This is a genomic window from Arthrobacter sp. NPDC093139 (assembly GCF_044754165.1).
Classification (GTDB): Bacteria; Actinomycetota; Actinomycetes; order Actinomycetales; family Micrococcaceae; genus Arthrobacter.
Window position 1 is genome coordinate 128,578 of the sequence record NZ_JBIVOO010000011.1, and the last position, 24,244, is coordinate 152,821.

The following is a 24,244-nucleotide window of genomic DNA, read 5'->3' on the forward strand; positions in this document are numbered from 1 at the left end:
GGCAATGACCGTTATCAGTTCCACTAAGAATCCCGAGACGCTGAGCTTCACCCTCGTGGCCGAGTTCGATGCTGATGTCGAGCGGGTCTGGCAGATCTGGGAAGACCCGCGGCAGCTTGAGCGATGGTGGGGCCCGCCCACCTGGCCGGCCACGTTCAGCAAGCACGAATTCACCCCGGGCGGGGAGGCCAGTTACTACATGACCGGCCCCGAAGGTGAGAAAGCCGGCGGCTGGTGGCGCATCACCAGCATTGACGCCCCCAACCGCCTCGAGTTCGACGACGGCTTCGCCGACGACAACGGCGCGCCGGACGAGGCCATGGGCACAACCCATGCGACCGTCACGCTGGCGGATATCGGCGGCCGCACGCGGATGACCGTCCGGTCCACCTTCGAGTCCGAGGAACAGATGAACAAGATGGTGGAAATGGGCATGGAGGAGGGCATGCAGGAAGCTGCCGGCCAGATCGACGGCATCCTCGCCGAGCACTCCCGCGCCTGAGCCGTAAGGGCTGCAGCAACGCACAACGCAAGAGAACGACGGCGGGAAACTCCCGCCGTCGTTCTCTATCTCCGGTCTTTAGCCGCCCTGTCAGACACGCGCAATGCGCTCGATGTCTTCCAGGAAGTCCCTGACGACCGGTTCGGTGACCGTGGCACGGGTCCCTTCGATGGCCTGCAAGTAGGCGCTGGTCGTGAGGATCTGCTCCTCCGGTATCGGGTGGGGCGCCTGCACCGCCTGCTCGAGGGCCTGCTGGGAAGCTTTCCTGGCCGCAAACTCGATATCCGCCGGGGAGAACCGCTCGCTGGCGAGCGCCAGGGCGTCCAGGTCGATCTGCGGGGACACCGCTGGTGGGATGTAGCGGTTCCAGATGGCCCTGCGGGCGTCCAGGTCCGGCGGGCCGATCGGAATGACGTAGTCGAAGCGGCCATGGCGGAGGAAGGCTTTGTCGAGTGAACGGATGAAGTTGGTGGCACAGATCAGCAGGCGGCCTTCCTTTTCCCTGAATGCCGGGATGATCTTCAGCAGTTCGTTGGTGACCCCCTGGAGGGCAGACGATGCTTCCCCTGTGCGGGCGGCGGCTATTTCTTCGACCTCATCGATGAACACGACGGCGTGTTCGAGGCGGCTAATCTCGAGGAATATCTGCCGCAGGGCACCGGCGAGACCCTGGGGGTCGGAGGCGAGCCGGGAGGGGAAGACTTCGACAAACGGCCAGTCGAGGCGGGAGGCAACTGCCTTGGCGAAGGTGGTTTTGCCCGTGCCCGGAGGCCCGAACAGGACCACGGAGCGTGGCGGCGTAACGCCCAGGGACTTGGCGAGTTCCGTGCGCGCCAGCGGCAGGATCAGCCGCTGTTCGATCAGCGCTTTTTCGCGCTGCATGCCGGCCAGCGCCTCCCAGAGCCCGTGGGGGAGGAGGCGGCCACCCAACTGGCTCAACGGCTCCATCTCGCGGGGTTGCAGCGGGATGGTTCGCTCAAAGTAGTGGAGGTCCTCCTCCACTCTGTACTCGCTGTTGCGGAAGGCGCGGACCCTGGTTTCTGAAGCCGGCAGGAGCGCCGAGATCCGCCGTATGCCCTGGCTGGTGAGCCGGTCTTCCATTCCGGCGAGGAGGGCGCTCCCGAGCCCCTGGTCCCGCCACTCCCGGTCCTGTGCGAGCAGGACCATCCAGGCGCGGCCATCGTGGATTCTGCACGCCGCTGCCCCGACCACACGTCCCTCCCTCACGGCGACGACCCCCACGCCGTTGGAGCACGCATCGATGATTTCGGAGAGGCTGTAGACAGGGTGTGCGCCCGGTGTTCTGGAATCCTGCCAGACACCGATGAGCTGGTCGAGATCGTCCGAGTGAAAGTCGCGGACGCTCCAGGGGTGGACGGAGGGCCTTCCGCCGGTTGTCGTGGTCTCCGTGGCTGTTGTGGCTGTCATCTCAGTCAGTTTCAGGGCAAGCGCAGAAGAAGCATTCCTCCCCGGTACTGCAGTCAAAGTCCTCCAAGGGGAGGACTGCACCGGCCGGGCGCCGCTCCTGCACGTCAGAGGTTTGGGTGTAAGTCAGAGCCGTCATGGGTCCGTCGCCTTCTTGTCGGGGTGGCGGCGCACCGAAGCTGCGCCAGCCTTCACGTCGTTGTGAGTCCTGTCCAGTATGGAAGGGGAATTACATAAGGAAAAGCGATCATATCTGAAGGTTAAAGATTGAAGAAACCAATGACTGGCACGATGTTGTGCCGCGCTCTGGCCGACTTCAGGGAACGTGAAAAAACGACGGCGGGAAACTCCCGCCGTCGTTCTTTTCTGCTGCGTTCTAGCGCGTAACGTCCTCGAAGGTCGGGGCGCTGCGGTTCAGGCTGACCGTGAAGGTGTTGGGCCCGCTGCAGGTCACGGCAATGCTGTGCTTGGGGGCATTCGCCCTGGCGGAAAGGTCCTGCACGACGGTGTCCAGTGTGTGGTCGATTGCGGACCGGTCCCAGATCTTCAGCGTTACGGAGTCAGTGGTTTCGAACGTCATTATTCGGTGCCTCATTCGTATATCGGTCATGGGCTTTGCGTCGGCGCGAAGCCCGGAGCGGTCAATCCGTGAACGATCGGAGACCTTGGTGAGGCTCAGGTGAGCTCACTGGTTTGGCCTCGTTGCGTCCACCAGGTTGGGTATAGCTGTGCTTCTCAGCCACTGATATCTACGCGTCAGCATGAACCTCAGGGCCCCGCCGGACGGGAAATCGTGTGCCCGGCTGTCCGTTCCATGATGCCCGGCGCGGCACCGCCGTCTCAAGCTGACGGCGCGTGAGTCTGCTCACACGCCGGGTTTCTGTCCGTGCCTGCACCAGGACACCGATAGCTCTTCCCCTCTGTGGTGGCCGCTCCTATGCTGTCCGTGTGGGGATGTCGCTGCTTTTCGGCGTGGTGGCTTCGAGCGCCCTGGTTGCGGGCGCTCTTATTGGTGTCCGTTTTGAGCTGCCGAAGCGTCTCCTCGCGATCCTCCTCTCCTTCGCCGCCGGGGCGCTGATCACCGCGCTGAGTTTCGAGCTTTTCGAGGATGCATACCAGCGGGGCGGAATTATGCGGGCCGCGCTGGGCCTGCTTGTGGGTGCCGCCGTTTTCACCGCCTTGAGTGCGCTGCTTGACCGCTGGGCGCAGCCGGGCGCCCGGCCCACACCAGCCGATGAGTTCCGGGGCAGCCCCAAGCTGGACACTGATGCGGCCGCCGCCGATAAGGCGCCTAGCGCTGTGTCCACGCGTGGCGCAGCCGGCATGGCGCTGCTGGCCGCCGTAACGCTGGATGGAGTTCCGGAGAATATCGCCTTGGGCGTATCGCTGGGCGAGGGGACCGGCGGGCTGGCGCTGCTCGCCGCAATCTTCGTCTCCAATTTTCCGGAGGCACTGGTCGGCGCATCGTCCATGCGCAGCCAGGGCCGGTCTGGTGGAGCCACCATAGGGCTCTGGACCGTCTGTGCCGTGCTGCTCGTGGCTGCCGTGGTGCTGGGCGCGGGGCCCTTGTCCGGCACTGATCCGGAGACGATTTCCCTGCCGCTGGCCTTCGCCGCAGGGGCCGTCATTGCCTCGCTCGCCGACACGCTGATGCCCGAGGCCTACGAGCACGGCGGGCCCGCCGTGGCCCTCAGTACCGCCGCCGGCTTTGTACTCTCGTTTGTGCTCTCCCTCGCCTGATCCCGCATTCGTCCTAGGCGCGTCTTGAAGTCCAGCCCTGCCTGTTCAGCCGCTCGAAACCCTCAAGGAGGAGGTCGAGGGCGAACTCGAACTCGAACTGGTCGTCACAGCCCGTCCCGACCACCGAGCCCTCGTCGTGTGCCGCAGTGGTGGCGATCGCCGCTATGTTCGGATACCGTGCCGCCATCTGCCGGAACATGGCGGCACGCGCTTCCTCAGGTACGTCGGCTTCAACGGTCCGGCCGTTAGGGTGGTCGAACAGTTCCTGCGTGAATCCCCAGATTCGGCTGCCGAGGGCGTGCATGACATGGTGGGTTAGATCGGCCGAGAAGCCACCGGCAAGGAACATTCCGACGAACGAGTCCATATAGTCAAGGACTGCCGGGGTCTTGTTGGTGCGGGATTCGAGCACCGGACGGGCCCACGGGTGCCGCAGGAGCGCACGCCTCGCCGAAAGCACCTGCAGCCGGACGGCGTTCTTCCAGTCTGCCCCGCCGGCTGGAGGATCAATCTCGCCGATGATGGCTTCGACCATCCCGTCGAGAAGCTCTTCCTTGTTCGCCACGTGTTTGTAGAGCGCCATCGGCACGACGCCGAGCTCCTGGGCGAGCCGCCTCATGCTTAGCGACTCGATTCCGGCGTCATCCGCAAGCGCAACGGCCGCAGTGAGGACACGGCCCCTGTTCAAGGGCGCCCGCCGCGTCACCTCACGTTGCTGAATCATGGTCAGCCCTTCCGTGTGGTCATCTCCCCTTGACAAGTGTACAGCGTACACTTACCTTCGAAGCATCGGAGGTGTACGCCGTACACCCGCAAGTCGAAGGACGCACCATGCCAGCGGTAACCGCCACCCCCGCCATTCCCGTCCGGCGCTCCCGGGCCCAGTGGCCCGTTCCCGCAGGCCTCATCGTTTTGAGCCTTATCCCGGTGATCTTCGGGACCCTGCGCCTTGCCCAGCTGACGGGCGGCGCCGAGGTCACCCCGGAGAACGCCAGGTTCTTCGACTCGCCGCTGCCTGTGCTGATCCACATCCCTGCGGCCATCGTGTACAGCCTGCTCGGGGCGTTCCAGTTCGTACCGGGGCTTCGCAGGGGGAGGCGCGGCAGGTTCAGCTGGCACCGCCTCGCCGGCCGCATACTGGTGCCGGCCGGCCTGCTCGTCGCGCTCTCAGGGCTGTGGATGGCGGTCTTCTACGACCTTCCGGAAGGCGACGGCGACGTTCTCCTCGTCCTCCGGCTGGTCTTCGGTTCGGCCATGGCGGTGAGTATCGTTCTGGGGATGCTCGCCGTGCTGCGCCGGGACTTTGTCCGGCACAGTGCGTGGATGGCCCGCGGCTACGCCATCGGAATCGCCGCTGGAACCCAAGCGCTGGTGTCCATCCCCTGGCTTCTTCTGATCGGCCCACCCGACGAACTGACCAGGGCGGGGCTTCTGGGGTCGGCCTGGGTTATCAACCTTGCCGTGGCTGAGTATTTCATCCACCGGCGCTCGCAGAGGCTCGCTTGAGTCCGCCAGCGAGGACACGCGGAAGCGTACCACGGCGGGAGGTTCCCGCCGTCGTGCTCTTGCGGTTGGGGTGAGCATCTGGATACAAAACCGAAACGTTCAGTCGCTGCCATGAAACATGGCCCCGTTACGCTAATTCACACATTCAAAAATGTGAGTCGCTGGACGCATCGAAAGGAAAAAGCCATGCTTTGGAATATCTTGGGGCAGTCTTTCAGTTCCCGGCAGAATGATGGAAATTCCCAATTCGGCGGGGCCGATTCCTCCGTTGATTTCCCGCAAGGTCAACTGACCTCCGCTGCCTGGGAAGGCTGGTGGCACAACTCCGCGCAGGTCTGACCGCGGGCAGGTCTGACGGGGGAGTCAGTGCGGCAACAGCCGAGTGGGGCCGTGGGATCTCGCCCAGAATTCCTGCAGGGATTTCCTGATGTGCCGCCCCAGCCTTATCAGCGGCCTTATCGCTGCCACGGTCAATAGGAAGCCAACCAGACGCAGTATTCCGGCCAGCACCAGCAGTATTGCGAAGACGAAAATGGCCGGTAAGAACATGATGAATACGCCAGCCATCGTAAAGATGTAAGTAAGGGCAAAACCAACAATCGACGCCTGATCCATCTGGAATCCCATCAACAGCCACGGTCGTGGCTCCATGGTGTGCCGCAGACTCCCTCTGCTGCCCTGGGTAGCGCGGTCCCCGACCGTTTGCACGGCCGGGGACCACTTTGCGGGAGGGGCCGCGCGCTGCTGCTGCAAAATGCGCTACAAGGCGCTGTGGCGTAGCGGAAGCTAACCGCCCCTAGAGGCAGCGTTAGCGTGTTCCGGCATCCCGTCCCGGTCTGTTAAGGCGTGGATCTGTTGTCGGTGATTCTCCTTCGCCTGGAAACAATCGTGTGAAGCTTTGCGCGGCCCCTGATCATCAACATCACACACCTCCTGTGATCACCATTGATCCGATGCATGCCCGCTGATACAAGTTTTTATAGCACCGCAGGGAGCGGCCGACAAGGGTGAACGCCGGAGCCCTCACCGTTGCCCCGCAGTCCCTTAGACGGCCCCGGCACCGGGCACGTCCCTAACCGTCCAGGCATGGGACGCACCACTGTCTTGAACCCGATGAGTACAAGCATGGTTACGTAGTCTGCGGCTCAGCACTCCCGTTCCGGTTATTATTTGGGTATTTTCCGGTGCCCAGTAGGCTTGGGCACCTAACAAACGGAGTCCGGGAAGGCGGAGATGAGTAGATTGAACAGGGCTGCTGGGAGGGTTCACGCTCGGGAGGCTTTGAACCGTGCGGAGCAGCAACTCCGATCCGGCGGACGGGCTGCGAGGACCGCGTGGCTGGTCCTCGGTATTCTGGCCGCCGCGGTGACGGCATCGGTCATTGTGTGGCAGGTCCTGGACCGCAGCGAAGAACCCGACGTGCCGGACGAGGAAGCCCGGACAGAGCACATGTAGGGGCCTGCCCGCCGGCCCCCGTCACAGCTCGGGAACGCACGGCCCGCGGCCCAGCAGTGCCAGGCCTGCCCGGTCGCCGTCCGCGAACTCCGTGACGCCCGTACCCTCCGGATTCATCAACTGGGTGGGATCATCCACGTGGTCGAGCCCCACAACGTGGGCCAGTTCGTGCATGATGACGGCGCGTGCATACTCGGAACCATCCGGCCACCGCAGCATTTCCACGAAATCAGGCGCATCGAGCTCCACCTGGCCGGCGACCAGGACGTAGGGGCGATCGGGAGCGTACGCATATGCACTGCCCCCGAGCCCGTCCACGTCACCGGCCAGATCCGGGCTCTCCTGCGGCGTGGACCAGGCGATCAGCACGGGAGCCCACCGTTTGCCGTACAGGTCAGGCTGGTACGGCTCCCGTTCCGGACTGGGGGCCTCGGCGGTGGTGCCGTCGTACACGAAGCGCAGGCCTGTCGCGGCTGAAACCTCGGCGACGGCCTCCCGAATCAGCGAGTCTGACCCGGAAGGGGCGTTGTCCGGCCGGACCACATAGTGGACGGGACGGCAGGGATCATAGGCAGCGTAGGCCTGGCCTGCATTCGGCGACTCTTGCAGCTTATAGGCACCCGAACCGGTGCTGGCAGGGGGATGCCCCAGCGGAGTGTCCGCGGCCTCAACGCCCGCAGGTGGCACCGGAGCCCCCAGGAGGTAGGGGAGCACGGCCGGAAGCACGTAGCGGTCAAACAGCGCAGGGGTGAAGTACAGGCCCGCGAGCAGAACCAGGCTGGCGCTGATGGCAAGATACCGGCGCCAGGGGCGGATCACTCCAGTGCCAATCCCTGCTGTGCCGATGCTTCCTGTGCCGCTCCCTCCAGGGTGGGGGACCGGCGGGCCATACACGTTTTGCCCCGGGGCTTCGTATGGGGCAGAGTCTGGACGCTGCATCTGTTCTAGTGCCTGCCGGCGTCAGGGCGCGGCCGGAAATGCCGGTTATCAAGCATGGTTCCCCCAATGGAATGTGGTTGGCGCCCAGTGCGCTGAGCCACTCTAACCTCGGCTGCTCAGGGAATCCGCAGGGACGCCGCAGGATTATCGAAGTTCCGTGGGGTTCCGGCGAATCTGAGGCAAGAGGACGACGGCGGGCGGCCCCGCCATCGTCCGCTCGCCGGGCGGCACCCCGCCGAATGGGCTCTGCCTCCGCCGGGTCCGTGGACCTACGTGGGCAGGTAGCCGCCCGCCTGAATAATCGCGTACCCGCTACGGGTTACGGGGTTGCGCTGCAACCCTACTGTGTAGGCATGAGGTGGTCGAGCGTGTGCAGGAACACGATGGTGGGTCTGCACGCGCCGGGCTGGGAGCCGCTACCGAAACTGCCGGAGGGATCGATCCGACCATGAAAAATCCGAGGGCCGAGGTTCCAGCCACCCTTGACGATGCCGACGCCGAAAACAATGTCGTTCCGCCGACGCCCTCTGCGCCACCCGCCGGCGGTCCGGCCGGCAAAAGCAGGCAGGTGGCCGGCGACGCGACGGGCGCCCCGCTGGTCCGTGAGGCAATCGGAAACTGGCCTGATCCCATGTAGGGGGACGGACACCGCCGGCGGCGGGTGGTCTGCCCCGAATGCCGTTGAAAGGCGCGCGGCACGTCGGAATACTGGAAGCCTGGGCAAAAACTCCGGGCCGAAGGCGGTGGATAACTATGGGCGACGGGGGAGCCGGCGACTTCACTCGCAGGATGGAACGTCTGGCTGAGCTGCGTGCCGTTCGCGGTGCCGGAATCACCGCCGAGGAAGAGGCCGAGCTGAATGCCGCCGAGGAGGAGGAACGGCAAAAACGCAAGAAGGTCTCCGATGCTGCCAGGGTTGAATACCTTATTCGGGACGCCATGGCCCAGGGCAAGTTCGACAATTTGAAGTACGCCGGCAAACCGATTCCAGGCCTGGGGGAGGGCTACGATCCGGACTGGTGGGTCAAGGGCCTGATCCAGCGTGAGCACCTCACGGGGATTGGCCCCAAAGCAATTCTCCTCAGAAGCGAAGACGCGGAGCTGGACGCACGGCTGGATTCCCAGTTCTCGGAGAAACAGGTGCGCGACATCGTTGAAGATTTCAACGCCCGCGTCATTGATGCACGGCGCCAGCTTCAGGGCGGCCCGCCGGTTGTCACCAAGACCCGTGATCCGGACGTCGAAGTCCAGCGTTGGCAGGAGCGGAGGCGTGCTGCCGCCCCAGCGGCATCGCCGGGGCCGGAACCACCCAAGCGGCCGTGGTGGCGGCGTCTCTGGACGGGTTCCTCCTAGGCCTGGTCGCTGGCCAGCCAGTCCGGCTCGAAGTCAGGATGTTCCGCATAGGGCAGCGCCAGGGCGTTCAGGGACAGAGTGGTCCATTCCAGCGCCTCAGGAATCCATTGGGTTCCCTCCCCGTAGGGGTTGCTGAGCAGCGTGGCGAGCGCTGTCTGCCGGGCGGCCTCGACGATGCTGATAATCCTGCGCTTCGCCGCGCACTCCGTTAGCAGGCGCTGCTCGTACCACTGCCCCGATTTCGAAAGGGTCTTGTCACTGAGAAGCTTCCGGGCCGCGGCCTCATCCTCGGTGATGCGCGCGGACAGGAATTCGACAATGTCCACAGTCCGAGGGTACGCCCCGCCCGGTAAGGTGGCGCCCCTCTGGTCAATCAGTGATTGGGGGCTTACAACCGGGCTCTCACGGGCTACGGTTTCACTGGGGGACAATTCCTTCCGCAAGCGCGAGCAAAGGAGTTCCAATGGGTGGCGTGTGGCTTCGCACGATCAGCCACAGTTTGGTACGGGCAGACCAAATTACCGAAATCGCGTCCGCCCGTGGGTCCGTCCACGAGGAATCGGGTTACTCGTTGAAGGTAGTGGTCGATGGAAAGGGCCACGTGCTGATCGACAACAGCGACCTCCCGGGTACCTTGGCGCAACGGCTCGACCACGCCCAGCAAATGCAGGATGCGCTGCTGACGGCAATAGATGCGGCCAGTGCCATCGGCCCGGCGATGGTGATCAGCCATGAGCCGGACGGAGAGCGCTGGACGCTCTCGGCGGCGGCTGACCTGGCAGGTGAACCCGCGTCTTAGGGCACGCCCGAGGGCCGAGTCCGGCATGTTACGGATTGGACCGGAGGTCCGGGCAGTCCTCCCGCGCGGCGGCTGCTGCGCCGGAGGACTGCCTAGCCGCCTACCAGAGCCCGTCGCCTACCCGGCCCGGTCGCCTGCCAGCTGCAGATCCCCGGCCCTGGCCTCTCCTGCCCTGAGGTGGACGGCAAAGGTTCCCGCCAGCTCTTTCAGCTCGACTTCAGCGGCATGACGGGCACCGTCGAGGTCGGTGTTCGTCGCGCTTGGTGCCATGCGCACGTGTGTGGTGTCCGTGATGCCCACAAAGTTCAGCCAGTCGGTGAAGAACGGGCTGCTGAAATCGGAACCGAATGCAGGGGGCAACCCCGGGGCATACACGCCGCTGGTGTGAATGGCCACGGCCCTTTTCTCCTTGAGGAGGCCAAAGTAGCCGGCGCCGGGGTCGAAGCCAAAACTCCATCCTGGCTGTGTGACGATGTCGACCCACTGCTTGAGTGCGTATGGCACGCCGGCGTTCCACATGGGGATGTTGAAGACGTAGGCATCTGCGGCGGCAAACTGGTCGAACACGGCACGTGCGTCCTCCCAGGCCTGGATTTGGTCCGGTGTCTGATCGAGGCCCGAGAAAACAGCCATTTTGGCGGCAGCAGCGGCCTGGCCGAAGGCAGGGAGGGCGCCGGGGTCGAACAGATTGAGCGTTTCAATGTCAAAACCATCGCCGGCGGAGTCCTGCACAGCGGCGATGAAGTGGTGGGCCAGCCGCAGTGAATCGCTGCGGGACCCGCGCGGGGAAGCGTTGACGTGGAGAATGGTGGCCATAGCGCTTGTCCTTCTCGGCACGGCCTGCTGCGTCCGGACTCGTTGGCCGTCCGCTCAAGGCGCGTGCTGGGGTAGTGGTGTTTTCTGCCGGTTCCAATCTTTCGGGGAGCCTGCGGGGCACGGAAGAACGCACTTCGACCTGCCTAAGGAACCCCGAAGTACCTGAAGTTTCTCTTGGCGGCAGCAGGCTGCCGCAGACACCTGTTACGGGCGAAAGGATTCTGCCGCGAAGAGTGACTACGCTGGTGCCCGAAGGCAGCACAGGAGGTTGGGGGCCATGACACTTACAGCAGACCAGAAGCGCCGCAGGGCGCAGCAGGATTACAACGGCGGACTCGGGCTGTGCCCGGCGCGCCAGCTCCTCGAAACGATCAGCAGCAAGTGGGTCACTCTGGTGATGCTTGCCCTGGCCGGTGGACCGCTGCGGCACAGTGAACTGCACCGCCAGGTTGCCGGGGCCAGCCAGAAAATGCTGACATCCACGCTGCGGTCACTGGAACGCGACGGACTGGTGTCCCGCACAGTGACACCGTCGGTTCCGGTCCGAACCGACTATGAGCTGACCCCCGTCGGGCACTCTCTGCTGGCCGTGGTTGACAGGCTGAAGGGCTGGGCCGAGGACAACATGGACGACGTGGCCCACGCGCGCGTGGTGTACGACCGCGATAACCTCACGGGCGCGGGATGACTTCCGCTGGGCGTCAGGGTGTGAGGCCTCCGGCGTCCTCCGGACCCACGAAGTTGCAGGAGCCCTGATGCCGTTCAGGCAGGATGCAGATGCGTCCAGTGGCAAGATGGACGTTGCCGCAACGGCCTGACCGCGCCACGTCCTCGCGGACATGAACGCTTCTCAGATCGGGCCGCTCATCGCCGCGCACAGCTTGGCGGACGGTTTCAGATGTGTCGTTTTCGTGACTGTTCATGCCTCGTGACTCCTCATCGAGTGGCTGCCCCCAGTAGCAAGGCCAGTCATTTGGACCCTGAGACTAAATTCTCGTCCCCGTAAATTAACGGTGGGTTACGGCCATGTTAGATCCGTAGTGGCACGCTGTCAGCCCATCAGAAGCATCAGGAAATCCCGACGCATTTTGGAGGGGCTAGTCCGATGAATCCGCGCCCTCGGCCGGGTCCTGCGAGTGCATGCGGATGTCGGTAGGATCGGCGGTTTCATCCCCTTCGGCAGGAGCCTCGCTGTGAATCCGCTGCATACCTTCCAGGTTCTCACTCATGACGGGCGCTCCTTCTGCTGCCGTTCCGTGCCGTGAACATCACCTTTGTGTTCATCTAGCCCCTGCCAGCCGCGGACTGTCAAGGACTGCGCATCTCTCTGGCCGGGGCAACTGTTGTGAAGCTGGCGTCGCGCTGCTGAAGTAGAGCCATGAAACCCTTTCTGCTGCTCGCATCCCGCGCCGAAGACCCCGCGGCGGAGGATGAGTACGAGGCGTACCTGCGCTACGGGGGCCTGGATGCCAGCCAGCTGCGAAGGATCAGGATGGAGCAGGGGCCGCTTCCGGAGATTGCGCTCGATGACTATTCCGGAGTCATCGTCGGCGGCAGCCCCTTCACGTCGAGTGATCCTCCCGAAACGAAGTCTGATGCCCAGCATCGGGTGGAGCGCGAATTGTCCGCGCTGCTGGACCGGATCGTGGCGGCGGACTTCCCGTTTCTTGGCGCTTGCTACGGCGTCGGCACGCTTGGCCGTCACCAGGGTGCGGTGATCGACCGGACCTACGGGGAGCAGTTGGGCGGCGTGACCATCAGCCTGAGTCCGGAAGGCCTGCAGGATCCTCTGCTCGCCGGCATGCCGGCCGAGTTTACGGCGTTCACAGGCCACAAGGAAGCGTGCACCGTGCTGCCCCCGCACGCCGTGCTGCTGGCGAGCTCGGCGGCCTGCCCGGTGCACATGGTCCGGATCAAGCAGAATCTCTACGCCACCCAGTTCCACCCCGAACTGGACGCCGAAGGCCTTGTCACCAGGATCGACATCTACCGCCACGCCGGGTACTTTCCGCCGGAGTCCGCCGAGGAACTGATGGCCGCGGCCAGGACGTTCACCGCGACGGAGCCCATGAAGATCCTGCGGAACTTCGTCAAGATCTACGGCCGGTAGCCGCTGACGGAAGCCGGCGACGGCGGGTGCTTCCCGCCGTCGCCGGCTCCCTTTTCAGGCCTTGTGTGTTCGTTCGCGCTTTGCCGCTTGCGTCGCGCTGCGGGAGGGCTTTTTGCCCATTGACTTCGTACCCGTTCGGACTACGGTTGTACTACTTCAACATGGATCTGTTGAACATTCGTGCGCTGAGGGGGAATCGCACACTGTGACCTGTTGCAGCAAGGGCGCGGCACCCACTGTCCCTCAGCTTGTCTCCGTTCCGGAGCTCCCACAATTCAAGGTCTCACCCTAGTCCCCAGGCAGCGTCCCATGACAGCTAATTTCGTTACAGCTTTCTCCGTAAAATCCTTCGACGTTCCGGATAAGAAGAGGTATCCGGACAAGGCGGAGGTAGATCTCGTGAGCGTGAACGATTACTCCGTCGCCCGGCTGATCCTCGCCCCCGGCTGGCAATGGTCCGTGAGCTCCAAGCCAACGGAACAGACGGAATTTTGCGAGCACAACCACCTCGGATTCTGCATCTCCGGAACATTGGAGATCGCCACGCCGGACGGTCTCAGAACCATCATCCGCGCCAACGACACCTACGCGATTCCGCCGGGCCATGACGAACGGGTGGTGGGTTCCGAGCCTTTCGTCGCCGTGGAATTCCTCGGTGCGGCATCGTTCGGCCGGCCGTCGAGCCGCGGACAGCACGTACGCATGTGAACGTCAGCCGATAAGCACTCTCCAGCACGCTCCAAAGAGCGGGGGCGCCGGCCCCCAAGGTTTTCCCACCGTGCAGCGCCTAGAGTCGGTTTTGTAGCAAACGGCTGTATCTGTTGGGGGTGGGCCGGGAACGGACTGCTCGGCCTGTTGGGGGGCCGTGCAGTCCGTGCTGCGTTGCCTTCGCGGTCAGCACTCTTTCGTTTGCAAAGCGGCCGGTCCAACGACGGAGTGGCCGGCATGCGCCTGGCCCTCTACGCCACCGTCAAACGCAACAACTGCTCTGGCCGGCAGGAGCACGCCGCGGGGCGAACAGCCGCTGGCGGCCAAAGCGCAGGATTGACCCTGATTTTCCCCGGTTTGATCCCAGGATTCCGAGGATCACCGAAGCTTTGAGGCACCTCCGGCCGCCATCACGAAGCGCGAAAATACACTGGAACTACCAGCCTTTTGGTTCTCTCCCACCGGACCCACTCCTCTAAGGAAGCCCAAAATTCGTACTTCGCTCTCTGCCCGCCCTGCCTTGGCCACTCTGCTCCTGACGGCTCTCGCTATGAGCGCCATGGGGACCTCGGCCGGAACCGCCGCCACACCGCAGGCGGGCTCCACCTCGAACTCCGGCGCCGCTGATCAGTCGGGCACCGTCCGCTACCTGGTGCGTTACGAGGCCGGGATAGACATGGCACGGGAGGCCCGGAACCTGCGCTCGCAGAACATCGCCGTCCGCCGCACGTTCTCGCAGGCGCTGCGCGGAGCGGTGGTGACCGCGACGCCGGCCCAGGCCGCGGAACTCAAGCGCTCCGCACAGGTGGCGGCGGTCGAAATCGACGCCCCTGTAAAGGCCGCCGAAACCCAGCAGGCGGCGCCGTGGGGGCTGGACCGCATCGACCAGCGCGCACTGCCCCTCTCCGGTTCCTACACCTCTGCCGCTGCGGGCGCCGGCGTGAATGCTTATGTGGTCGATTCAGGCGTCTTGGCTTCTCATGCGGAATTCGGAAGCCGGGTTGCCGCGGGATGGACCGCCGTCGCTGACGGCCGCGGAACGGGGGACTGCAACGGCCATGGAACGCACGTGGCAGGCACCGTCGCAGGCAAGACCTACGGCGTAGCCAAGGCCGCCACGATCATCCCCGTGCGCGTCCTGGACTGCGCAGGCTCAGGCTTCAACTCCGACGTCATCGCGGGGCTCGAATGGGTGGCCTCCCACCACCAGGCCGGAACACCGGCCGTGGCGAACCTTAGCCTTGGCAGCACCGCCAGTGCGATGGTGGACGCGGCGGTGCAGGGTCTGATCAATGATGGCGTCACGGTGGCCGCTGCGGCGGGCAATTCCGCCGTCGACTCCTGCAACAGCTCCCCGGCCCGGGTGCCCGCTGCGCTGACGGTGGCCGCCAGTGACGCCTCGGACCGCCAGGCGACCTTTTCCAACTTTGGCGCCTGCGTTGACCTGTACGCGCCGGGTGTGGCCATCAAATCAGCCGGCATCGCCTCGACCACCGCCACTGCCTCCATGAACGGGACGTCCATGGCCACTCCGCACGTGGCCGGCGCGGCGGCCGCCGTTCTCTCGCGCTCCCCGGAACTGACCCCGGCAGCGGTGGCATCCCGACTCCTGACCGGCGCAACGCCCGCAGTTATCGCGGCTGCCGGTGCAGGCACCCCGAACCGACTGCTGTACCTCGATCCGTCCGCAGGTGCGCTCACAGCACCCACAGTCTCGGGCCGTACGCCTGCGGCCGGTGCCACCGGAACCACCGTTGCCAGTCCCGTGACTGCCACGTTCAGCAGGGCGGTTCAGGGCGTCAGCGGCTCCACCTTCGTTCTCAAAAACCAGGCCGGTGTAGTGGTTCCTGCCACCGTCACCTATGACTCGACACTCCTGACGGCCACGCTGCGTCCTTCGTCAGTCCTGGCCGCGTCGCAGATGTACACCGCGACGCTGACGGGCGGGGCCTCCGCCATCCGCGATGCAGTGGGCACGCCGCTGGTCACGGAGAGCTGGGGCTTCACCACAGCGGCGGCCCCAACTGTCACGGCACGGACTCCCGGTCCCGGCAGCACCGGCGTTGCCGGCGGAAGCAATGTTACGGCCACCTTCAGCACGGCAGTCCAGGGGGTTAGCGGCAGCAGCTTCGTGCTGAAAAGCCCCGGCGGCCAGGTCATCCCCGCGGCCGTCACGTTCAGCGCAACCACCCGTACGGCAACGCTGGATCCGGCAGCCAACCTCCTGAACGACACGAAATACACGGCCACGCTGATCGGCGGGACGGCATCAATCCGGGACGCCGCAGGCACTCCTCTGACGGGTACCAGCTGGACGTTCACCACGGGCCCGGCTCCGGTCATCACGGGCATGACCCCCCGGCCCGGGGCATCCCTGGTCCGGCGGGCCAACAACATCGCGGTGACCTTCAGCGAAGCCGTCCAGGGTGCAGGCACGGCCTCGATCTCTGTCAGGAACACCGCCACCGGCGTAACGGTGGCCGCGACGGTGTCCCGCTACGGAACCACAAACCAGTGGATCCTGAACCCGTCGGCCACGCTGGCGGCCAAAACCAGCTACACCGTCACCGTCACCGGAGGGCCGGCCGCCATCCGCGACCTCGCCGGCAACAACTTGGCGTCGTACAGCTGGACCTTCACCACCGCGTCGCTGTAGCGCCAGGACTTGAGAACGCAGGACGACGGCGGCACTGCAGTGCCGCCGTCGTTCTTACTTGTCGTTATTGTTGCTTACCTGTCGTTTCGTCCTGGTTGCCGGAACAGTTGGGCCGTCAAGAGGACTGTCTGTCAGTAGCCCTTCTTGAAGTGGATTGTCAGGGTCTTGCTCTTATCAACGTCAGAGCCCTTGGACCACTTGCCCTTGTCCTTGTCCTTGTCCTTGTCCCAGGTGATCTTCACAACGTGCAGTACCTTTACCTTGTCGTCCTTGTGGTCCTTGTCCACCTTGGCCCTGGTGTTCTCGTGTACGACATGGTTCTTGTGGACCCGAACGTCACCGTCGCGGTACTTGATGCGGTCGTAGCCGTTCTTCTTCTCCTTCACAATCCACTGCTGGAAATGCACCTTGACGTTCTTGTCGCACTTGATCTTGAAGGAGAAATCCACCCTGGCGAACTTGTGGTAACCCTGGTCATGAACCTTGAGGAGGTACGGTTTCTTGGCTTCAACCCAACAGTTAACCCGTTCGGAATAGGACGGCGCGGCGTTGGCTGGGCCAGCGAACGCAACCGGACCGGCGACGAGCCCCAGGGAAACAGTCGAGACCAACGCGAGCTTGGCTGCTAGGGGGCGCCGGGTTGGCGAGGTGATGGTCATATTCTTGCTCCTGCTTAGCGATGCGCGTGTTTTCTGAGTTCGGGCAGCACTAGCCGATCACGTGGCACGTGGAGACCTATCAACCACTTCTGCCGCATTATGATCGTCCACCCGCATCAGCAGGTGGGCTTGGAGTCGGATTCATTTTCAAGGCAAGTCCTTGGATCCGGTAATTCCAAAGTTTACCCCCGTAAGTGAAGGTGAGCGATTGTTTTTGGCGAAATTGTAACCAATAGAAGTTGTCTGGAGCAGGTAAAGGCGACGGCGCGACCCGCCGTCGCCCTCCAGCGGGTGCGCTACCTGTTCAGGAAGGTGAGCAGCGCCTCGTTGACCTCAGTGGCGTGCGTCCACAGCAAGCCATGCGGAGCGCCGTCGATCTCCAGATAATCGGCCTCCGGAAGCGCCTTGGTGAACTCCCGGCCGGTGGCATCAATGGGAAGGATGTTGTCCGCAGTGCCGTGCACGATCAGCGAGGGAACATCGATTTTGGGGATGTCGGCGCGGAAGTCGGTGAGCCAGGTGGGCTGGGCGGCCACCGAGGCGAAGGCGCCGGCGCTGGCGGCAAGGTTCCAGCTTGCCCTGACAGACTCCTCACTGAGTCGTGGCGTTCCCAGGAGCGTGTCGCTGTTGTAGAAGTTCTTAAAGAACTCCGTGAAGAACGCGTAGCGGTCCGCCGTCACTGCCTCGGTCAGGCCGTCGAACACTGACTGCGGGACGCCGGTGGGGTTGTCCTCGGCCTGCAGGAGGTAGGGCTCCAGGGAGCCAAGGAAGACAGCCTTTGCTACCCGCGCTGAGCCGAAGGTTGAGAGGTAGCGGGCAACCTCGCCGGTGCCCATGGAGAAGCCGACCAGCACGGCGTCGCTGAGGTCGAGGCTGTTGAGGATGGTGTTGAGGTCCGCGGCGAACGTGTCGTAGTCGTAGCCGGTGGTGGGCTTGCTGGATTTCCCGAACCCGCGGCGGTCATAAGTAATGACCCGGTACCCAGCCCCAAGGAGGGCGGCCGTCTGCTTCTCCCAGGAGGATCCGTCCAGCGGGTAGCCGTGGATCAGAACAACAGCCTGGCCGGTCCCGTGGTCTTCGTAGTAGAGCTCGATGTCGGTGCTGTTTTCCTGTCCAACGGTGATGTAAGCCATGTCAGCATTCCCTTCGGTCTCGTGAGAACGGACGTCCTCAAGCGGTGATACCAACCTATCCGGCCTGCCCCTGGCCCGTATGCACGTGCGGCTTGTTGGGGACGGCTGTTCCCGGAGGAATGGCCGTGCCCGTGGGAACGTTGGAGGAGGCATGAAACGTATCGGCTTCCTGTCATTTGGTCACTGGGGACCCGCCCAGGGATCCCGCACGCGAACAGCACGCGACGCCCTGCTGCAGGGGATTGACCTGGCGGTCGCTGCCGAGGAACTCGGCGTTAATGGAGCGTTCTTCCGCGTGCACCACTTCGCGCGCCAGCAGGCGTCGCCGTTCCCGCTGCTCGCGGCCGTCGCGGCGCGGACCAGCCGGATCGAACTGGGCACCGCCGTGGTGGACATGCGGTACGAAAATCCGCTGTACATGGCGGAGGAGGCCGCGGCCACGGATCTCATCAGCGGCGGACGGTTGCAGCTCGGCATCAGCCGGGGATCACCCGAGCCGGCGCGGAATGGTGCCGCTGCATTCGGCTATGTCCCGCGCGAGGGGGAGACGGACGCGGACATGGCGCGCCGTCACGCAGCGGAGTTCCGGAGGGCCGTGGAGGGTGCCGGAGTAGTGGAAGCGGATCCGCGGTACGCCGGTGGTGCAACCGGTCTGCTGCCGATCCAGCCGAGGTCCGAAGGGCTGGGCGAGCGCATCTGGTGGGGCGCCGGAACCCGCGCCACCGCTGTCTGGGCAGCTGAACTCGGGATGAACCTGATGAGCTCCACGCTGCTGACAGAGGACACAGGGGTGCCTTTTGACGAACTGCAGGCCGAGCAGATCGCGATGTTCCGTGACGCGTGGGTCGCCGCCGGCCACCGGCGGGACCCGCGTGTTTCGGTCAGCCGGAGCGTCCTTCCCCTCGCCGACGAGGAGGACCGCCGCTACTTCGGGCTCAGTGCACTGCGCGAGGGCCGGGACCAGGTGGGCGCGCTGGACGGCGTCCTGGCCCGCTTCGGAAAAAGCTACGTCGGCGAACCGGACGCCATAGCGGCGGACTTGGCAGCGGACGCCGGCGTGCAGTCCGCGGACACCCTGCTGCTCACCGTCCCGAACCAGCTGGGCGTCGCGTACAACACGAAAATGTTGGAGACCATCGCCAAGCACGTGGCCCCGGCCCTGGGGTGGCAGGCGACAGGGGCCCGCGTGCGGCGCGGCTAGGCGGGCCAGGTCGCTTTCACGCGGGGGAGTTGGTCCCAGTTGGACCGGCCCGAGGTTCCAAGTGGCCGCAGCTGGCCACATCAGGAAGATTGGTCGTTGACAGCCAGCAACCTCCAGGAGTATTGTCGACAATCGACAAGCACCGTAAAACAGATCCCGGAACTGGAGGGACGCGCGGTTTTCACGCCGGTCCATCTAGGACAGATCTCAATAAAACTGTTGACAATTGACTGCCAGCGATTTAGATTCAGAGAGAATCAAAAAGCGGCGGATCGGAATATTTCCAGTCTCGACCGGGCAACGGAATCCCTTCCCGCTCATGTCGTCGACAATCGACAAGCAATACCCATCCCAAACCGACAACCGGAGGAAACAATGGCATTCGAATTCGAAACCAAGCCGAAGTTCGTAACGTTCGACATGAACGGAACGCTGATCAAGTTCGCTATCGCCGACGCCACCCGTGAGGTCCTGGGCGACCGGCTGCCGGCCGAGATCGCTGACGCGTACCTGCAGGCAACCAAGGCGTACCGCATCGACGAGTGCATGGGCGACTACAAGCCCTTCCACCAGATCATCGCCAACTCCATGGAGCGCGCCTCGCGCCGCCTGGGCCTGGAGTACCGCGAGTCCGATGCCAAGGCGGTCTACGACATCGTCCCCACCTGGACCCCGTACCCGGGTGTCACCGCCGCGCTGAACCGCCTGGCCGAGGAAGTCCCGCTGGTTATCATCACCAACAGCGACACCGAGATGGGTGAGCGCCTTGCGGCCAACCTCGAGGCGCCGTTCAAGACCGTAATCACCGCAGAGGAGTCGGGCTACTACAAGCCGCGCCTCGCCGCGTTCGAGTACATGTTCAACAAGCTCGGGGTGACCCCCGACGAGCTCGTGCACGTCTCCGCGAGCCCGATGTACGACCTGCGATCCGCGGCTATCCTGGGCATCAAGAACAAGGTGTACGTCGACCGCGGCTTCGAGCACGACGAGTACTGGCTCGGCTACGAGCGGATCACCGACATCGCCGACCTCCCCGTCCTCTTCGGCCTGCCGCGTCCCGCTGCCTCCTAAGGGAGACCTGGGTACAGATGAGTCTGCCACTACCTCAAACCGTAAAGGGCGCTTCGGCTTTGGATCGGCTCGAGGCCCTCGGCCTGGAGCTACCGGTCCTCGCTGATAACCCGTACTACGTGGACCACCGGGCGGTGGACTCCAGCATCCACATCGCTGGCCAACTGCCTTTCAAGGACGGTGTGCTGCTGGGTCAGGGCGTCGTCGGTCGGGACGTCGAGCTTGAGACGGCGCAGGAGCTCGCGCGCCATTGCGCGCTGAACTGCCTCGCCGCCGCTGTGCAGGCGGTGGGCGATCTGGAGCGGGTGCGGATTGTGCAGATGCTGGTCTTCGTGGCCAGCGCGCCGGACTTCGGTCTGCAGTCGCGGGTCGCCAACGCGGCCAGTGAATTGCTCATCGAGGTGTTGGGCGAGAACGGTCGGCACGCCCGGACCGCGATCGGTGTCGCCGGGCTGCCGCTGAACACTCCGGTAGAGATCCAGATGGTCTGCACGGCCGTTTAGGAACGGGCACGACGGCGTGGTGTGCGGGACCCGCTGATGCGGGTCCCGCACGTTCAGCATTCGAGGAAGCCGGCACGGCTGCCCTCGATCATTCATAGACAGAATCATGAGGAGTACATCGTGAACCGCATTCAGCGAGCACTCGAGGCTCTCGTCGATCGGATTGATACTCCCGCGCCGATCGTGCTGGCCGACGTGATGCAGGAGAACATCGACCGCATGCAGGCCTTCGCCTCCGGCCAGAATCTGGACGTCCGGCCACACGTCAAGACGCACAAGTGCGTGGAGATCGGCCGGCGCCAGGTGAAGGCGGGGGCGGTCGGAATCACTGCAGGCAATGTGGGTGAGGCCGAGGTCTTCGCCGCGGCCGGGTTCGACGATATCTTCCTCGCCTACCCGATCTGGCCCTCGGGAACGAAAGGGCCGCGGATCCGCAAACTGGCTGAAACCATCCGGCTGCGGGTCGGCGTCGATAACGTCGCGGCGATCAATGCTCTCGCCGATGCGATGGGGGCAGAACCTGAGCGGCTGCAGGTCGTGATTGAGGTCGACTGTGGTGCCCGCCGTTCCGGGGCTCCTGCCGAGGCCGCGGGCGACTTGGCTCTGGCCGCCCGCAAGCGCGGCCTGGTCCCGGCGGGCGTCTTCACCTACCCGGGGCACGGCAGTGCCGGCCCGGACGCCCGCAAGCGTGCCGCGGAAGACCAGGACGCCGCGCTGACCATCGCGGTGCGCAGCCTCGCCGCGGCCGGGATCACCCCGGAGGTGGTCAGCGCCGGCTCCACACCCACCGTGGAGTTCGCCACCAACAGCGTCATCACCGAGATCCGGCCCGGTGAATACGTGTTCAACGACCTGAACAACACCCGGCTCGGCGCCTGCACCGAGGATCAGATCGCGCTGTTCGTCGCCGGCACGGTGGTCAGCGACTGGGTCCCGGATCAGGTGATCCTCGATATCGGCACCAAAGCCCTCGGCCGCGAAGGCAGCCCTGAGCGCGGCTACGGCGCCATTGCCGGCACCCCGGCCGTCCTGTCCAAGCTCAATGAATACCACGGATTCCTCCCGCTGCCTGGCGGCGGGTTCCGCCCGGGCGTCGGGACCGTGCTTCCGGTGGTCCCCAACCACGTCTGCCCGGTGGTGGTTAATTTCGAGGAGTACATCGTCACTGACAGCACAGGCTCGGCGCTGGAACGGTGGCCGGTTGACGCCCGCGGATTCCTTAACTGACCGACCCCTCACTGACAGGCCCCGGACGGGAAGTCCGTCCCCCAGCCTGCAACGCAAAGCAACCTACCTCACGATGGAGTGACTGACATGAGACTTGATAAGACCACGGCCCTGGTCACCGGTGCCAACAGCGGAATCGGGCAGGCGGTATGTTCCCACTTCCGCAACGAAGGTGCCCGGCTGCTGCTCACCGGCCGCAGGGAGCACCTCGACAGCGCCCAGCCCGAGGACGTATATGTCCCGGGAGACCTTAACGACGAGGCGTTCGTCGAAAGCCTGGCCCGGCAGGCCGCCGAGTCCTTCGGCACGGTGGACGTCGTCGTCCTCAACCACGGCCTGCAGGTCAGCGGCCCGCTCACGGAGATGGCCTACGAGGACGCGAAGAACGTGCTCCACAGCAACCTGCTCAGCTCGTTCCTGGTGATGAAGCACTTCGCGCCGCTGATGCCTGCCACCGGTGGCTCGTTCGTCCTGGTCAGCTCCCGGCTGGGAATGGTCGGCAAGCCCGAGGAAGTCCTGTACTCCGCGGCGAAGGGTGGGCTGATCATGCTCGCCAAGGGTGCGGCGGTCGAATGGGCGTCACGCAACATCCGCGTCAACGTGGTCGCACCGGGTCTGACTGCCACCCCCGTCATTGAGGCATCGTTCCAGCGCAGGGAAGACCCCGAGGCCTACCGCGCCCAGCGTGAGGGCCAGATCCCGCTCCAGCGCCTGGCCACCCCTGAAGAGATCGCCGACGCCATCCTTTTCATGGCGTCCCCGGAATCGTCCTACATCACCGGAGCGGTCCTGCCCGTCGACGGCGGATACACCGCCGCCTGAACACCCCAACGCTTCACAGACAACGAAGGACAACCATGACAGCCCTTGCGGCAACACCCCGAAACGGAGAGCTCGGCTTCTGGATGGCCGGACTCGCGGCCAGCAGGCCCGCCTACCCCCGCTTCACCGGCCAGGACACTGTAGACCTGGCAATTATCGGTGGCGGCTACACCGGCCTGTGGGCCGCGTACTTCGCGAAGAAACTCGAACCCTCACTCAAGGTCGCGGTTTTTGAAGCAGAACAGATCGGCTACGGCGCCTCCGGACGAAACGGTGGCTGGCTCTCAGCAATGCCCCCAGGAAACCGGGCCACCTTCGCCCGCGCATCCGGGGGAGGGATCGACGCCAGCCGGGCACTGCAGCAGGAGTTTGTCGCCGGCGTCGATTCCGTCCTGGACATCCTTCAGGCCGAGGGCATTAACGCCGATCAGAACAAGGGAGGCGCCCTCGTCGCTGCCCACACCAAGGCGGGACTGGGCCGGCTGGTCACCAGACGTGATGCCGACTGGAAGTACGGGCTGACCGAAGACGATGTCCACTTGCTCGACCGGGACCAGTTCCAAAGCCAGATAGACATTGCCACCGTCCACGGTGGGCTCTTCTACAAACACTGCGCCCGGATGCACCCGGCGAAACTCGTCTACGGCCTCGCTGACACCCTGACCTCGATGGGGGTGAGCATCTACGAAGGCAGCCGGGTAGGCAGCATCGAGAACAAGACCCTCACTCTGGACAACGGACGCGTAGCCGCGGCTAAAACGTTCGTCTGCACCGAGGGGTATTCCGGACAGTTGCTTGGCAGCAGGACCCTGATCCCGATCAATTCCTCGATGATCGTGACCAAGCCGCTGTCGGAGGAGGCCTGGCAGCAGATCGGCTGGAACGGTCTGCAGTGCCTTAGCGACTCCGCACACACCTTCATCTACTCCCAGCGGACAGCGGACGGCCGCATCACCATCGGCGGGCGGGGCGCTCCCTACCGCTACGGCTCCGGCACCGGAGGCACCGGTTCAACTCCCCAGTCCACCATTGACCTGCTCTCCACAAAGCTTCGCTCCTTCTTCCCCGGTATCCAGTTCGAAGTGGACCACGCCTGGTCGGGAGTGCTGGGCGTTACCCGTGACTGGAACGGCGGCGTGCACTGGGACAAACGCTCCGGGATCGGATCTTCCACCGGCTACGCAGGACACGGCGTCACGGCAGCCTACGTCGGCGGGAGAACTCTTGCGGAACTGGCTTTCGAACAAGAAACAGAACGAACCACCCTTCCCTGGGTCGGCTACCGCGCACGGAAGTGGGAACCGGAACCCATCCGCTGGCTTGGTGTCCACGGCATGTACCGGCTCTTCGGACTCGCGGACCAATGGGAAGAACGCAGGGATTCCACCAAGACCTCACTCCTGGCCAAATTCGGCAGCAGACTCGCCGGACTCCACGAATAGTCCATCAAGCAAAACTTTCACCTGAACCCCCTCGAAGGGATGCACTATGAAGACCATCAATAAGGCCCAGGCTGCGGCCGCCGGGCTTGCTGTCCTGCTGGCCCTGACTGCTTGTGGCGGCGCGGCCACCGGCCAGGGAGGGGACATTCCCAAGACGCAGAACACCCGTGACATTTC

28 protein-coding genes are annotated in these 24,244 nt (G+C 64.4%); 17 read left to right on the top strand and 11 right to left on the bottom strand.

Annotation, left to right across the window (positions count from 1 at the left end; translation table 11 throughout):
* Positions 1-4: 4 nt before the first annotated feature.
* Positions 5-502 (top strand): SRPBCC domain-containing protein, encoded by a 498-nt coding sequence (locus ACIP90_RS16470; protein WP_400580629.1) that lies wholly within the window; start codon positions 5-7, stop codon positions 500-502.
* 90 nt (positions 503-592) lie between these two features.
* Here ACIP90_RS16470 and ACIP90_RS16475 read toward each other — a convergent pair whose 3' ends face one another.
* Together ACIP90_RS16475 and ACIP90_RS16480 are read right to left on the bottom strand one after the other, a co-directional pair.
* A complete protein-coding gene (locus tag ACIP90_RS16475; RefSeq protein ID WP_400580630.1) occupies positions 593-1,930 on the bottom strand; it encodes an ATP-binding protein in 1,338 nt (445 codons plus the stop codon).
* Positions 1,931-2,303: 373 nt separating this feature from the next.
* Entirely contained in the window at positions 2,304-2,507 is a 204-nt protein-coding gene (locus ACIP90_RS16480) for a hypothetical protein (RefSeq protein ID WP_400580631.1), read from the bottom strand.
* A 368-nt stretch (positions 2,508-2,875) separates the two neighbouring features.
* On the opposite strand from ACIP90_RS16480, the gene ACIP90_RS16485 reads away from it, so the two are divergent.
* Complete coding sequence (locus ACIP90_RS16485) at positions 2,876-3,667, top strand: ZIP family metal transporter (RefSeq protein ID WP_400580632.1); 792 nt, start codon at positions 2,876-2,878, stop codon at positions 3,665-3,667.
* A 13-nt stretch (positions 3,668-3,680) separates the two neighbouring features.
* Here the strand turns inward: ACIP90_RS16485 and ACIP90_RS16490 are convergent, their stop codons facing one another.
* Entirely contained in the window at positions 3,681-4,391 is a 711-nt protein-coding gene (locus ACIP90_RS16490) for a TetR/AcrR family transcriptional regulator C-terminal domain-containing protein (RefSeq protein WP_400580633.1), read from the bottom strand.
* 107 nt (positions 4,392-4,498) lie between these two features.
* Between ACIP90_RS16490 and ACIP90_RS16495 the strand changes: the two genes are divergently transcribed.
* Positions 4,499-5,173, top strand: a complete 675-nt coding sequence (locus ACIP90_RS16495) for a DUF2306 domain-containing protein (protein WP_400580634.1) — start codon at positions 4,499-4,501, stop codon at positions 5,171-5,173.
* Between the two features lie 363 nt (positions 5,174-5,536).
* On the opposite strand, the gene ACIP90_RS16500 is transcribed toward ACIP90_RS16495, so the two are convergent.
* Positions 5,537-5,824, bottom strand: coding sequence for a hypothetical protein (locus ACIP90_RS16500; protein WP_400580635.1), 288 nt, complete (start codon positions 5,822-5,824; stop codon positions 5,537-5,539).
* Positions 5,825-6,406: 582 nt separating this feature from the next.
* Here ACIP90_RS16500 and ACIP90_RS16505 point away from each other — a divergent pair.
* Positions 6,407-6,628 (top strand): hypothetical protein, encoded by a 222-nt coding sequence (locus tag ACIP90_RS16505; protein ID WP_400580636.1) that lies wholly within the window; start codon positions 6,407-6,409, stop codon positions 6,626-6,628.
* 21 nt (positions 6,629-6,649) lie between these two features.
* Here ACIP90_RS16505 and ACIP90_RS16510 read toward each other — a convergent pair whose 3' ends face one another.
* Positions 6,650-7,447, bottom strand: a complete 798-nt coding sequence (locus ACIP90_RS16510) for a matrixin family metalloprotease (protein WP_400580637.1) — start codon at positions 7,445-7,447, stop codon at positions 6,650-6,652.
* Between the two features lie 568 nt (positions 7,448-8,015).
* On the opposite strand from ACIP90_RS16510, the gene ACIP90_RS16515 reads away from it, so the two are divergent.
* Both ACIP90_RS16515 and ACIP90_RS16520 read left to right on the top strand, forming a co-directional pair.
* Positions 8,016-8,204, top strand: a complete 189-nt coding sequence (locus tag ACIP90_RS16515; protein ID WP_400580638.1) for a hypothetical protein — start codon at positions 8,016-8,018, stop codon at positions 8,202-8,204.
* A 116-nt stretch (positions 8,205-8,320) separates the two neighbouring features.
* Positions 8,321-8,920: a DUF1992 domain-containing protein gene (locus ACIP90_RS16520; protein WP_400580639.1), complete on the top strand. Its 600-nt coding sequence runs from the start codon at positions 8,321-8,323 to the stop codon at positions 8,918-8,920.
* Here the strand turns inward: ACIP90_RS16520 and ACIP90_RS16525 are convergent.
* Entirely contained in the window at positions 8,917-9,246 is a 330-nt protein-coding gene (locus ACIP90_RS16525) for a DUF6221 family protein (protein ID WP_400580640.1), read from the bottom strand. The two genes, ACIP90_RS16520 and ACIP90_RS16525, sit on opposite strands and share 4 nt — an antisense overlap.
* 137 nt (positions 9,247-9,383) lie before the next feature.
* On the opposite strand from ACIP90_RS16525, the gene ACIP90_RS16530 reads away from it, so the two are divergent.
* Entirely contained in the window at positions 9,384-9,719 is a 336-nt protein-coding gene (locus ACIP90_RS16530) for a hypothetical protein (RefSeq protein ID WP_400580641.1), read from the top strand.
* A 117-nt stretch (positions 9,720-9,836) separates the two neighbouring features.
* Here the strand turns inward: ACIP90_RS16530 and ACIP90_RS16535 are convergent, their stop codons facing one another.
* The gene (locus ACIP90_RS16535; RefSeq protein WP_400580642.1) at positions 9,837-10,535 is read right to left on the bottom strand and encodes an FMN-dependent NADH-azoreductase; all 699 of its coding nucleotides are present in this window, start codon (positions 10,533-10,535) and stop codon (positions 9,837-9,839) included.
* A gap of 277 nt (positions 10,536-10,812) precedes the next feature.
* On the opposite strand from ACIP90_RS16535, the gene ACIP90_RS16540 reads away from it, so the two are divergent.
* The gene (locus ACIP90_RS16540; RefSeq protein WP_400580643.1) at positions 10,813-11,223 is read left to right on the top strand and encodes a winged helix-turn-helix transcriptional regulator; all 411 of its coding nucleotides are present in this window, start codon (positions 10,813-10,815) and stop codon (positions 11,221-11,223) included.
* 13 nt (positions 11,224-11,236) lie between these two features.
* On the opposite strand, the gene ACIP90_RS16545 is transcribed toward ACIP90_RS16540, so the two are convergent.
* Together ACIP90_RS16545 and ACIP90_RS16550 are read right to left on the bottom strand one after the other, a co-directional pair.
* Positions 11,237-11,458, bottom strand: a complete 222-nt coding sequence (locus ACIP90_RS16545; RefSeq protein WP_400580644.1) for a hypothetical protein — start codon at positions 11,456-11,458, stop codon at positions 11,237-11,239.
* A 174-nt stretch (positions 11,459-11,632) separates the two neighbouring features.
* A complete protein-coding gene (locus ACIP90_RS16550) occupies positions 11,633-11,764 on the bottom strand; it encodes a hypothetical protein (RefSeq protein ID WP_400580645.1) in 132 nt (43 codons plus the stop codon).
* 149 nt (positions 11,765-11,913) lie between these two features.
* Between ACIP90_RS16550 and ACIP90_RS16555 the strand changes: the two genes are divergently transcribed.
* The 3 genes from ACIP90_RS16555 (at position 11,914) to ACIP90_RS16565 (ending at position 16,009) form a co-directional block, all read left to right on the top strand.
* Positions 11,914-12,645 (top strand): glutamine amidotransferase, encoded by a 732-nt coding sequence (locus ACIP90_RS16555; RefSeq protein WP_400580646.1) that lies wholly within the window; start codon positions 11,914-11,916, stop codon positions 12,643-12,645.
* A gap of 309 nt (positions 12,646-12,954) precedes the next feature.
* A complete protein-coding gene (locus ACIP90_RS16560) occupies positions 12,955-13,353 on the top strand; it encodes a cupin (RefSeq protein WP_400580647.1) in 399 nt (132 codons plus the stop codon).
* 550 nt (positions 13,354-13,903) lie between these two features.
* Positions 13,904-16,009: an Ig-like domain-containing protein gene (locus tag ACIP90_RS16565; protein ID WP_400580648.1), complete on the top strand. Its 2,106-nt coding sequence runs from the start codon at positions 13,904-13,906 to the stop codon at positions 16,007-16,009.
* Between the two features lie 131 nt (positions 16,010-16,140).
* On the opposite strand, the gene ACIP90_RS16570 is transcribed toward ACIP90_RS16565, so the two are convergent.
* Together ACIP90_RS16570 and ACIP90_RS16575 are read right to left on the bottom strand one after the other, a co-directional pair.
* The gene (locus ACIP90_RS16570; protein WP_400580649.1) at positions 16,141-16,668 is read right to left on the bottom strand and encodes a hypothetical protein; all 528 of its coding nucleotides are present in this window, start codon (positions 16,666-16,668) and stop codon (positions 16,141-16,143) included.
* A gap of 296 nt (positions 16,669-16,964) precedes the next feature.
* A complete protein-coding gene (locus tag ACIP90_RS16575; protein ID WP_400580650.1) occupies positions 16,965-17,801 on the bottom strand; it encodes an alpha/beta fold hydrolase in 837 nt (278 codons plus the stop codon).
* A 151-nt stretch (positions 17,802-17,952) separates the two neighbouring features.
* Between ACIP90_RS16575 and ACIP90_RS16580 the strand changes: the two genes are divergently transcribed.
* From ACIP90_RS16580 to ACIP90_RS16605, 6 genes are all read left to right on the top strand, one after another.
* Positions 17,953-19,002, top strand: a complete 1,050-nt coding sequence (locus ACIP90_RS16580; protein WP_400580651.1) for an LLM class flavin-dependent oxidoreductase — start codon at positions 17,953-17,955, stop codon at positions 19,000-19,002.
* Positions 19,003-19,377: 375 nt separating this feature from the next.
* Positions 19,378-20,073, top strand: a complete 696-nt coding sequence (locus tag ACIP90_RS16585) for a haloacid dehalogenase type II (protein WP_400580652.1) — start codon at positions 19,378-19,380, stop codon at positions 20,071-20,073.
* 17 nt (positions 20,074-20,090) lie between these two features.
* The gene (locus tag ACIP90_RS16590; protein ID WP_400580653.1) at positions 20,091-20,576 is read left to right on the top strand and encodes a RidA family protein; all 486 of its coding nucleotides are present in this window, start codon (positions 20,091-20,093) and stop codon (positions 20,574-20,576) included.
* Between the two features lie 120 nt (positions 20,577-20,696).
* Positions 20,697-21,803, top strand: coding sequence for an alanine racemase (locus ACIP90_RS16595; protein WP_400580654.1), 1,107 nt, complete (start codon positions 20,697-20,699; stop codon positions 21,801-21,803).
* 87 nt (positions 21,804-21,890) lie between these two features.
* A complete protein-coding gene (locus ACIP90_RS16600) occupies positions 21,891-22,625 on the top strand; it encodes an SDR family NAD(P)-dependent oxidoreductase (RefSeq protein ID WP_400580655.1) in 735 nt (244 codons plus the stop codon).
* 35 nt (positions 22,626-22,660) lie between these two features.
* Positions 22,661-24,067: an NAD(P)/FAD-dependent oxidoreductase gene (locus ACIP90_RS16605; RefSeq protein ID WP_400580656.1), complete on the top strand. Its 1,407-nt coding sequence runs from the start codon at positions 22,661-22,663 to the stop codon at positions 24,065-24,067.
* Positions 24,068-24,244 lie beyond the last annotated feature (177 nt).